Origin of the sequence: Chitinophaga sp. RAB17, assembly GCF_052114225.1 — a bacterium.
Classification (GTDB): domain Bacteria; phylum Bacteroidota; class Bacteroidia; order Chitinophagales; family Chitinophagaceae; genus Chitinophaga.
Window position 1 is genome coordinate 203,202 of sequence record NZ_JBFREI010000004.1, and the last position, 12,094, is coordinate 215,295.

At 48.1% G+C, this 12,094-nt stretch carries 6 protein-coding genes; 4 read left to right on the plus strand and 2 right to left on the minus strand.

Features of this window, described 5'->3' with window-relative positions:
- The first annotated feature begins 8 nt into the window (after positions 1–8).
- Genes AB4Z08_RS16165 through AB4Z08_RS16180 form a run of 4 tightly spaced genes read left to right on the plus strand, consistent with a single transcriptional unit; the run spans position 9 to position 8,013 of the window.
- Positions 9–2,999 carry a SusC/RagA family TonB-linked outer membrane protein gene (locus AB4Z08_RS16165; RefSeq protein WP_441574794.1) on the plus strand — a complete coding sequence of 997 codons (2,991 nt, stop codon included), beginning with the start codon at positions 9–11 and terminating at the stop codon, positions 2,997–2,999.
- A 19-nt stretch (positions 3,000–3,018) separates the two neighbouring features.
- Positions 3,019–4,539, plus strand: a complete 1,521-nt coding sequence (locus AB4Z08_RS16170; protein WP_441574795.1) for a RagB/SusD family nutrient uptake outer membrane protein — start codon at positions 3,019–3,021, stop codon at positions 4,537–4,539.
- A 48-nt stretch (positions 4,540–4,587) separates the two neighbouring features.
- Complete coding sequence (locus AB4Z08_RS16175; protein WP_441574796.1) at positions 4,588–5,472, plus strand: PKD domain-containing protein; 885 nt, start codon at positions 4,588–4,590, stop codon at positions 5,470–5,472.
- A gap of 33 nt (positions 5,473–5,505) precedes the next feature.
- Positions 5,506–8,013, plus strand: coding sequence for a right-handed parallel beta-helix repeat-containing protein (locus AB4Z08_RS16180; protein WP_441574797.1), 2,508 nt, complete (start codon positions 5,506–5,508; stop codon positions 8,011–8,013).
- Positions 8,014–8,086: 73 nt separating this feature from the next.
- Here the strand turns inward: AB4Z08_RS16180 and AB4Z08_RS16185 are convergent, their stop codons facing one another.
- On the minus strand, positions 8,087–10,084 hold the full coding sequence (locus AB4Z08_RS16185) for a hypothetical protein (protein WP_441574798.1): 1,998 nt from the start codon (positions 10,082–10,084) through the stop codon (positions 8,087–8,089).
- A 37-nt stretch (positions 10,085–10,121) separates the two neighbouring features.
- Complete coding sequence (locus AB4Z08_RS16190; RefSeq protein WP_441574799.1) at positions 10,122–11,840, minus strand: alpha-keto acid decarboxylase family protein; 1,719 nt, start codon at positions 11,838–11,840, stop codon at positions 10,122–10,124.
- Between the last annotated feature and the right edge of the window lie 254 nt (positions 11,841–12,094).

The window sequence follows — 12,094 nt, forward strand, 5'->3', positions numbered from 1 at the left end:
GTACCTGTATGAAAATGAGCTTTAAGAGCGCCCACCTGTTTCTCTCACTGTTATGTTGCCTGCTTTTATTTGCCGCAACCGGCTGGACACAGGTATTGATAAAAGGTAAGGTGGTGGGCACCGACAATCAGGGCATTCCGGGGGTAAGTATTGCGGTGAAAGGGCAAAGCAGCGGTGTAGTCAGTACGGCAAACGGCAGCTACAGCATTACCGCTAATGCTACGCAGGATACGTTGTTGTTCAGGATGATGGGTTATATGCCTGTGTCGCGCGTGATCGGTCATAACACCACCATAAACGTACAGTTGGTGGCCACGCTCACAGATATCAACGAAGTGGTAGTGATGGGCTACGATGATAAAAAACGCAACGAAATTACCAGTGCGGTGAGTGTATTGTCTGGCAAGCGTTTGAAAGATGTAACCGCCAATGATATTGGTACCATGCTGCAGGGCAAAGTTGCCGGTGTACAGGTGGTGAACAGCTCAGGTGCGCCCGGCAGTCAGCCGGATATCCGTATCCGTGGTATCGCTTCGCTGAGTGCACCCAAAGGTCCGCTGGTAGTAGTGGATGGTATCATCGGCGGTAACTACGATCCCGGTGATGTGGCGTCTGTAACCATCCTGAAAGATGCCGGCGCCACCGGCATGTACGGTTCTCAGGCCAATGGCGGCGTGATTATCATCACTACGAAGAAAGGAAAGCCCGGCGCCCCGCGCTTCGATTTTAAGACCACTCTGGGCCGCAGAGAGGTGAATAAAGGCCACCTGAATATGATGAGCGGCTCCGAATTTTTTAATGCCTCCAAAGAATTATACCGGGATACGCTCTCCGGGAAAATAGATATCCTGAAATTTTACAACGAACGTCCCCGGGACCTTGCCACCCGTAATTTCGATTGGGTAGGTAACGCCTTTCATCCGGCGATGGTACAAAGCTATTACCTCTCTGCCAGCGGCAAAACAGATAAGTTTACCTATTACCTCGGTGGCTCCTATTACAAAGAGGCAGGCACCTTTAAAAACACCGGATTTCAACGGGTAAACCTGCGCAGTAACACTACCTACGAGTTTTCAAAACGCGTTTCCGTTTCCAATAATATCAATATCAGCGCTTCCACCGGGAAGAGCTACGACTACATGGATCTTTTCTATTCCTATCTTTCACTGCCCTGGGATAACCCGTATGATTCGTTGGGGAGTCCCAGGTATGTGGATGCCAGAACACCAGGCTGGTGGTCGAGAGATAAAATTAATCCACTGCATACACTCGCCAATTCCGATCACTCCACGAAAGACTTCAACATCAACTACGATTTCATCGGCAACGTGAAAATCACTGACTGGCTCACGTTTACCAGTTCCAACAGGGTGGGTGTGGGTACTAATAAATCACATAGTTTCTTCTCTCCATTGGTGGCAGGATCTTATCACGACAAAGGTTTCCTGGATGAATCTTCTTCCCTGTATTACAGTGGCATCTCCACCAACCTCCTGAAATTTTCTGTCAGCAAAGGACTGCATTCTATCAGCGGCCTCGCAGGTGTAGAGTTCCAGGGTAGCTGGGATGAGTTGCTGGGAGGACAGGGCAAAGGGCTGCCGGTAGGATTTGATGTTCCCGGCGTGATTTCCAGCGAGCAGCAACTCCGTGGCGTCAGAAATCATTCGGTGATGCAGTCGCTGATTTCCCAGGTAAATTATAATTATGCAGAGAAGTATTACCTCACAGCTTCTTACCGAATAGACGGTACTTCGGCATTTCCTCCTACCAACAGGTATGCGCAATTCCCCGCGGTGGGCGTGTCCTGGCTGGCATCCAACGAAACATTTTTGAAAGGCAACCCCTGGTTAAACCTGTTAAAGCTCAGGGCTACCTATGGCATCACGGGCATGCAGGATATAGGCGCCTACAAATACCTTGGCTTATTCTCCTTAAGTGCGCAGTATAATTCACAGGCAGCCGCTATTCCATACCAGTTACCCAATGATAAACTCACCTGGGAAAAAACGCATCAGCGCAATATAGGCCTGGACCTGGGCCTGTGGAACCGCATTACACTGAATGTGGATGTATATAGCAATGTCACGAAAGACTTACTCCTGCAGGTATCCCAGCCTTTATCCGTAGGCTTTGAATCGCGTTGGGAAAATGTAGGACAGCTCAGAAATAAAGGACTCGAAATCACACTGTCTACCGTCAATGTAAAAACGAAAAACTTCCAGTGGGGTATGGACTTCACTTTCGGGATGAATAAAAACGAACTGGCAGGCATCGGCAAACCGGTATATCAAACCATTAACGGCATCACGCAGATCTACCGTGATGGCGGGGAATTGTATACGTTCAATATTCCTAAATGGCTGGGCGTAGATCCCGCCACCGGACGCCCGCTGTGGGAAAGCATCTCAAAAGATGATGCCGGTAATATTGTGAAACGTACCCCCACATCAGATTACAGCCAGGCGCAGAGTCAGGAAACAGGGCACGCGCTGCCCCGCTTCCAGGGCGGTTTTGGTACCAACTTTTCCTGGAAGGGGATTAGTCTCTCCGCCAGCTTCGCCTATTCACAAGGAGCGCAGATCATGAACTTCATCCGCCGCTTTATGGATGTGGACGGGCATGAACCTTACTACAACCAGATGCAGCCAAAAAGTGACTGGTCCAGGTGGACGAAACCCGGCGACATGGCCACCCATCCCAGTATGCAGAAAGCTGCACTCTCTACCGAAATATCCAGCCGCTACCAGGAAGATGGCAGCTTCATTAAGTTGCGGAATATCAGTCTCAGCTATGATGTGCCCATGAGCATTGTGCAACGCCTGCACCTGCAGGGGCTACGACTGGCACTCAGTGGTGATAATCTCTATACCTGGACAAAGTTCTGGGGCCAGGATCCGGAAGTGACCGTGAACCGTGCCGATTTTTCTATGCCTGGTGTGGCGGACTTCAGGTATCCGGCTAACAGACAATATTTAGGCACCATAGAAATCAATTTTTAACCGCTCAAATTCCATTACCATGATAGCAAAAAAATGGCTGCTGATTGTTCTTTGCCTGGCATGTTTTTCTCCTGCGTGTAATTTGAGTGTGTTGCCTACCGATGCCTTAAATACAGAGAATGTGGCGGGTACGCCCGATGGCTTGCCTAATGTGATGAATGGCTGCTATGCCTTGCTGAAGAATAATGTAATGTTTAATGGCTATATAGATCCCGGGCAAAACTACTTATGGCAATATTACCAGTTCAGCGACTATGCCGGAGATGATATTGTATGCGGACAGGTAACAGAGCATCCTTTGTTTTACAGTTTCACCTATACGCATTCACCTGACCAGGAGAACATCCGCTTTTTCTGGTATATCTCTTACAAGATTATCAATGGCGCCAACACTGTGATTGAGTTGGGTGAAAAAATTCCTAATCCCACTTCAGAGATCAAACAACTGATTGGAGAAGCCTATTTTTTACGGGCCTTCCTGCATTTTAATTTACTGCGTGTATTCGCCAGACCCTACACCCAGGCGCCGGATGGCCCGGGTGTGATTATCCGCCGTACTACCACCGATGATGCCTTAGCACCACGAGCCTCCGTAAAGGAAGTATACAATTTTGTAGTAGACGATCTGAAAAAAGCCGCCTCGCTGATGGACCGGCCCCGTGGCGCACAGTATGCCTCCAAAGAAGCCGCGCTGGGCTATTTATCACGTGTGTACCTGTATATGAATGATGCTGATAATGCTATTGCCGCCGCTAATACCGTTATTAATTCCGGCCGTTTTCAGCTGGAGTCAGCAGAAGGATTCAAAACGTATTTCCAGAAAGCCAGTGCCTCTTCCGAAAGCATTTTCCTCATCGCCCAAACAAAGGTGGACAGCAGGGGTAAAGAAGGTTCTGTGGCTTCTATGGTATACTCCGATGGTAACTCCGGCTGGGGGGAAGAATTTGCATCTCCTTCCATTCGTAAGGCCATGAGCGAGCATCCGGAAGATGTAAGATGGTCTTATATACTGCCGCTGAAAGACCCTGCCACCGGACTGGTAGCCAAAAAGAACGGCATTGAAATTTATTATATCACCAAGTTCTCTTTCCAGGACGGCGATCCTAATTTAAGTTCACCGGTGATGTTGCGCCTCTCAGAGGTATACCTGAACCGCGCAGAGGCCTATGCCATCAAAGGTAATGTGGCAGGAGCATTGGGTGATGTAGATGAAATACGCAAACACCGCGGTTTACAAGGTGCACTATATAACGGACAGGTGCCTCGTAATAAAAGTCTGCTGGAAACCGTGCTGCTGGAACGTAGAATAGAACTGGCTTTCGAAGGGCATCGTACGTTTGATGTATACCGTAATAAGATGAATATGGTGCGTAACTACTGGGGTTATCACTTAGCCGGTTTGCAGGAAACAGATGTAAACCTGGCGGTAGAACCAACAGGGTACGCCAACATCACCATCAACTGGAACGATCCTAAAACTATTTTTTATATACCAGTAGATGAAATCCTGGCAAATTCCGCCTGCAAACAAAATCCTTAACCAGCATGTTCGTATAGCTGTCCTGGTTAGTCATCCAAAATGTATAAAATGAAAGCATATTTTTCTTGTAGTAAGCTAGTACCGGTGGTTTTCTCTTTGCTCTTTTTTACGGCCTGTAAAAAAGACGATACCTTGTCGGATGGGCCTTTTGAGGCTTTCTTCTCTTATTCGGTAGATGGCAAAGTCGTGTCTTTCAAAAATTTATCCACCCAGGCAATTACCTATAGCTGGGACTTTGGGGATGGCAGCAATACAGCAGATAAAGATCCCATACATACTTATCCCGCCAAAGGCCGTTATGTGATTACGTTGTATGCCACCGCCGCAAATGGACAAAAAACAGAAGCTTCTACTGTGCTGATCATCGACAAAAAATCGCCGGTATTACTGGAAGATGGCAGTTTAGCTGATTGGGATGGCGTGAAAAATGAATTTGTAAATCCTACCGCCGACCTGGTGAAAAAGATCAAATGGGATTATGATGGCACTAACGTATACGTATATATAGAACAGAAGGGTAGTGCAACAGATTCTACTATCCTCGGTCTTTTTATCGATAGTGATAATAACAACAAAACAGGGTTCCTGCACTTTATGTATCCCGGTATGGCAGCAGATCTTTACCTGGAAGGGCAGCCTATGCTGGCAGGCAGTGGCAGCTGGTGGGGTGGTTTTACTTTTACCGGTGGCGCCGCGCAAAGCGGCTGGAGCTGGGGCGCGCTAACGGTACCTCCGTTTTATATCATGGGCACTTCCAAAACAGCAGACGGCTTGTTCAGGTATGAACTGGCGCTGAAAAGAAGTGTGCTGCCCGGATTATTCAATAAAAAAATAGTGATCGCATTAACGGTATATGATAAAGGCTGGGCGGAAGCCGGCCATATTCCCAATAACAAGACCGGGGGTATTTTAATAGACCTGGATGTATTGTAAAATGATTTACCACTTTTCCCTAAAAATTAATCCATGAAAACAATTTTACTATGTCTCTTTTTCGCTGCGGGCCTGTTCTGCTACAGTCAGCAGGCCACCGCGCAAAGTTATTATGTAGATAATAACAAACCTACCAATGGAGATGGAACCATTGGCAATCCCTGGAACAGCCTGGCATATGCCATGTACGCCACCACAGCACCTACCACACAGGATGTGGTGATCTTCTTCCGAAAGGGCACTTATCATTTTAACCCCGATACGATTCTTTTTATCGGTAGCGGTAAAAGCGGCAGTGCCGGAAAATACTATACGTTAAAAGCCTACCCCGGCGAACAGGTGATATTTGATGGTACCGGGTTAACCACGGATGGTGCCTACATGGCCAGCATCTCCGGAGCCAGCTATATCCGCCTGGATGGCATCACGTTCACCAACCTGAAAAACATCACCGGCTACGGGCTGTATGTAATTGGCAACAGCAGCAACATCGATATCCGGAACTGTACGTTCAGCAACATGGTGTGGAACAGCGATCTGACAGAAGCATCCTATCCAACGCCCAGTGATAAAAACATTTACCCGGTGATGATCACCGGGTCCGGCTCTTATCCTACTGGTGTTGTACTGGACAGCAATCATTTCACCACCATTGCGCCGGGGTTCTATGGAGACCTGGTGTATAAAGGTCCGGGCATAGGCACCGTTACGCAAACACATACGGTAGAAACAAATATTCTCCGTAAACGCCCACGTACCGATTTTTATGTAAGCACCACCGGTAGCGATGCCACAGGTACCGGCGCTAAAACAAATCCCTGGAAAACCCTTAATGCAGCAGTAAACAGGGCAGGGTACGATTTCAGTACTACACCTGCCACGCTGATAGATACTGCCCTTAATATTTACGTGAGAGGAGGCGTGCATCAGCCCACTGCAGCGGTATACATTGGCAGTAACCGCGGACAAAATGGTAAATGGTTTACCATCCGGAATTATCCTGGTGAATCCGCCATTTTAGATGGTGGACTGCTGACGGCACAATATGCTTCCCTGTTTGCGATAGATAGCGCCAAATACCTGGCTATACAGGGGTTGCGCCTGCGCAATGTCACCAATGACTCTACACTTACCACCGTAGTAAATGGTGTGGCGTATAAAGATGTGCGTTACGGTATTGCCATATTGGGCAATAGTGCGCATATCCGCATCAAGCAGGACACGCTGTACGATATGAAGTGGACGAGGGATACACTCAAAGCCAAATACCCGCAGCCCAATGATAACCTGGGAGCCATCACGGTATTGGGCAATGGCAATGCTGCCATGCATGATATTGTAATAGACAGCAACGTTTTATACGATATTGTACCAGGGTATACAGAAGCTGTTACCATAAATGGGAACGTGGATACTTTTACCATCAGCAACAACAACATTCATGATATTGCCAATATTGGCATTGTGGCGGCGGGAAATTATAAATGGGTGTTGGATAACTATCCGGGGTTAACGAAAACAAATAACCAGTCGCGCAACGGGTTGATTACCGGCAATGAAGTGTTCCGCTGCCTGTCGCCGATTGCCATATCTGCTGGTATTTACCTGGATGGCTCCCGGAAAGTTACGGTAGAAGATAACGACTGCTACAACAATGGCGTAGGCATTTCTGTGGGCAATGAGCAGGATTCCAGCAAAGGGGCCGGTCATATGATCCGGAGTAATACCCTGCATCATAACCTTGGAGCCGGGATCTATATTGGTAGCAATAATCATACTTCCTGGGTAGATAGTACGGTGGTGAAATGGAATACTATTGAGCATAATTATTTCATCTCACCGGCATTACGTAAAAAAGCCAACTATGTATATGGTATCGACAGTGCTTCCCAGCGCTGGGCAGAAATAGTGGTGAACAGAACGCGCTATATGACATTCGAGGAAAATGAAATTAATATAGATTCGGATATTATGACCGCATTTTTGTTTTCACAATCTAATCTCATCTTCCGTTATAATATTTACCATACGCTGCATAATAATCCATGTAGTGTATACTTTATAAAAGACACCACCACTTCCAATAATGGTGGGGGCGATGGTATCGGAGATGTGTTTTATACCACCTTCCATCAGTATGTCAGCAACACCTGTCTGGATGTTACTTCTACGTTGGGTGACAGCGTTTATAATCCGGCGGGTTGCGGCAGTACTTTTGCCTGTAATAGTTTTGCGAGATCTGCTGCCCCTGCATTGGCGCCGGAAAAATCGATCACCGCGAATACTTCCGTGAGTGTGTATCCTAATCCTGCGATGGACCACGTAACGGTACAGGTACAACAATTGGTGAAAGGGGCCGTGCGACTGGAACTATGGAGCAGTAACGGTAAACTGGTACAGCGGCAGGACCTGGCGGTACTGGACGCGGGCATACACCGGATTACGCTGAACAAAGGAAATGTGAAACCGGGAACTTATTTCCTGCGGGTGATCAGGGGTGTTGGGAAAACAGAAACATTGAAGGTGGTGTGGTTACAATAAAGACATACCAAACAGAAGGTGTAAAATAAAAAACAGTGGCTGCTCCAGGCAGCCACTGTTCTTATTTTACGCCTTATTTACAAGGAGGACAAATAAACGGATAATACTTAGGGTCGATGATCGGAGCGATGCCGAAGAAGTCGTTCAGTACCGATTCCGCTGTGCAGTAAGCACCTTCCACCCAGGCCTGATCATTGGAGTAGGCTTCCCCCACAATAAAGATGTCGGCGTCTGCTCCATCTATCAGCTGTGATGGCTTCCTGATTTTCTGTTGTACATCGCAGATGTTGTAGTGCCCGGCGTAGGCATGATAGCCCGCGTTGAAGGGCGGTTTGGACCAGTCCATGTACTTTGTTTCCAGTGGTTCCGGTACGGCGGTATAATCGGCCTGTGGACCAAAATGTACTGCCGCCAGTTGCTGACGCAGCATTTTTACCATGATCTCCGGGGCTTTGCGCGGTCCTTCCAGTGTTTGACAATCACTTGAAACCGGTGTTTTGCGTACTTTGTGCGGACCCAGCTCCAGTTCAGACCAGAAGCTGGTGAATTGTTCATCATCATAGCTGGCCAGCAGTCCGTATATTTTTTCACCGCTTTGGTCGAGGGCGTTGTTGCCAAAATACACCACCTGCCGTATAGGCATGTCCGTTACGCTGGGTCCTATGGTATTACGCTGAGAGGCGTTGAGCAGTTGTTCTTCCTGCACAATAGTTAACCGTTCTTTAACGAGTTTTTCAACAAGGCTTACCAGGTCGGCCGCTACGTTAAAAGGTGTTTCCATAATGTCCTTGTCGTTCCCGATGGCTTTAATATAGGCAGCCGGGAATTTCTGTTTGGTAAGCGTGGACAGTACGGCGGTGGTTACCTCGTAGCTGTTGATCTGTGCTGGATAAGGTGGTGGATTGTCGGAATTATCTGCCCACCAGGGTGTATGGAAAAACATGCCCACTTTATAGGATGGTTGCATCACGGCAGATTCCAGGTATAGTTGCACTTTCTCATGATTAAGCACGTCTAAGGCATCCGTACTTTCGTAGCGGGTGGCCTGTGCTACCAGTTCAATAGAATGGCGTGGCATGGCTAGCCAGGCAGCATCTGTGGTTCTGGCGCCTGATTTCTTGTTGGGATTTTCCCGGGTAGCGATGGTGTAATGAATGACTTTTCCTTTTTGCAGAATAGAGTGCAGCCGGGTATTGGGATAATATTTAAAGTGGATGCCTTTTTCTTTAGCCAGTTTCCCGATGGCATCAAACAAGGCGTTGAACATGCTGGAGTAGCCGGTGGTCAATGTTTTATATTCCGTACCCGGTGTAAATTCGTTATTGGCCTGGAAAGCGATGGCAGCATTCCAGTTGATAACATTAGACGTGTAGCCGTTACCGTCAGAGGTGTAATTGTAGCCTTCTGATCCCAGCTGATCGAACATCAGGTTCCAGTAACCGATATCTTTCAGGTAATCGCCTTTTTTATATACGGATGATTCTGGGAGGTCAATGTTTATTTGTCCATTCTGATAAAATTCGCACCATTCCCTGCGGGTTTTAGGGCCGTGGTCTTTGGTAACGGCCAGGCTTTCCACCAGATTGAAGCCGGTATCCGGCGAGTCGGTGGCGCCGAAATTGTTAACGTAATAAGGAGCAGGGTTGGTAGATGTAATGCCGTTCAGGTACATGTTTTTGGTACGCAGGCAATAGAGTGGATTAACAGACTCGTTAAAAGGCACGGAATATTTGTCGAGGCCCAGTTGGGATATCACGGTAGTGACTAAACGATGTCCTTCACTTTCAGGTTTGCCATTCCATTGGGAGTAGCGCATGCCGCCTACTTCCAGGTAAGAGTTATTTTTATCTTCCTTGTAATGCCAGGTGCATACGCGGGCGCCTGCTGCGCGGGTGCCGGGATCTTTTTTGGTGAAATCGTATTTACCCCAGTCATATAATTCGAGGGTATCGCCTTTGGCCAGGAGCTTTGCGTTCTTTTTGCCATCAGCAGGTTTGCCGTCCAGCAATCGCCAGGCCGTATATAGCCCGGCTGCACCGGCTCCGAAAATAGAATAGGTTTTGCTGTCCATAGAGATTATTATTTTGAGGTGTAATAAGATGGGTTGTTTATCCTTCCAGTCCGAGACGACGCATTTGGTCCGGCAGATCTTTTTCCGGAATCACTACCTGTACCAGTACCGGCTTTTGGGTAATACCTTTTAGTTTCCCCAGCACATCGTTTAACTCTTTGATGGTAGTAACGCGGAAACCTTCTGCCCCATAGGCTTTGGCCAATGCAAGGTAATCCCATTCCGGCAGGATGTCGAAGGTGTCGAACACATGTTTGGGGCCGGGTTTAAAGGAGTCGAGGTTTACGTACACCTGTTCTATGGCATATACCGCATTGCTCATCACAAAAATCACGGCGTTGAGTTGATTCCTGGCGAGGGTAGACAACGACTGGCAGATCATCATGAAGCCACCATCGCCGGCTATCGTCCAGGCTCTTTTGCCACTTCCCAGTTGTGCCCCGCAGGCGGCGCCGGTTTCATAACCAATCACCTGCCATGCGGCAGAGGAAATAAAGCTGTTGCGATGCAGACCATAGGCATTGGTGGCCACATACAGGGCAGAACTCACGCCAAACGTCATCACAATATCTTTCAGCATATTCTGGTCCTGGAGATATTTCATGGAATGCTGGAAGAAGCGGTTGTAGGTAATCACATCCGGTTTATCGTCCCAGTCAGGATCCGAATTGGAGATCCAGGGTTCCGGGTATTTTGGCTGTGGGGGCGCTATCGTTTTCAGCGGATAGCCTTTGGTTTTTTTGAAGAGGGCCAGCAATGCTTCCATGAAATCTTTCATGGTAACATCCGGGTAGGTATAGTAGCCGGCGCGTACCTGTGCGGTGTCGGCCAGCACCATGGCGGCATATTTGTTTTGTACAAACCAGAGATAGTCATCTGTAAGAATGGTGCCGAGCGTCAGGAAACAATCTGCTTTATCCACCTCGTTGATTACGCTTTTGATAGACGCGGCATCGGAGTAGGTGCCGATGAATTTATCTCCCTTCTCCTGCAGTACTGATTTTCCCAGGGTGGTAGTGGTATAAAGAAAACCGCTGGCATCGATGAGTTCCTGTAGCAGGTCTGATAGGCCATGGCGGAGTATTTCCACGCCTGCAAAAATCATCGGGTGCTTTGCAGCGGTAATTTGTGTCCATGCCTGGGCTACGGCGTTTGCCAGCGCGAGAGGCTCACTTTTGATCACGAGGGGTTGCAGGGCTTTCCCGTTGGGCGGGGTACATACTTCGCCCCATACTTCTTCGTAGCAGGCAATGTATACCGGCCTTTTGTGGGTGATAGCGGCGATCAGCAGCTGATCTATTTTTTCCGGTGCACCGGCGGAGGTGCTGAGTGTGATAGCCGCCACCGTAACGTGTTCAAATACTTCCTGGTCGGCTTTGAGGTTGCCGGTGGAATGATGAAAAAGCACGTCATACATTTTGGTCATCTGGCGGTCGTCCGACCCGGGCGTAGCCGTGATCACCACCACGGGGCTGCGTTCTACATAGGCGCCGGCGATGGCATTGAGCGCGCTGAAAGTGCTTACCCCGAATTGCAGCGATACGGCGCCAAGTCCACGGGTACGTCCATATGCATCTGCTGCATAGGCTGCATCCAGTTCATTCATGGCGCCAATGGCAGTTACGCCATCGAAGTGTTCCAGGGTCTGTGTGAAATGCTTAACATAGTCACCAGGTATCTGAAACACCTCCGTGACATCCAGTTGCTTCAACCTGGTCAACAGGTAGTCCGCTACTGTAAACGGTTTTTGTTGCATGCTTGTGGATTTATGTTTGTGTTCATGGATATATGAGGGTGTTTATACCGGGGAATGGTAAAATAGGGGAACCGGATTTGTTACTAAAGTTAATGGAAATTAGATGATAATTAATGGGGGCGGGGCGATTTTTTTGAGGGTAGTGGCAAGGTGGTGAATGGATTGCCGCCTCATTGGTATGTTTTAAATGTTGGCAATGCTAACTATTTTGTCAGCCGCGTTGAGGGTTTCTTTAACCGAATATTTTTTCATAC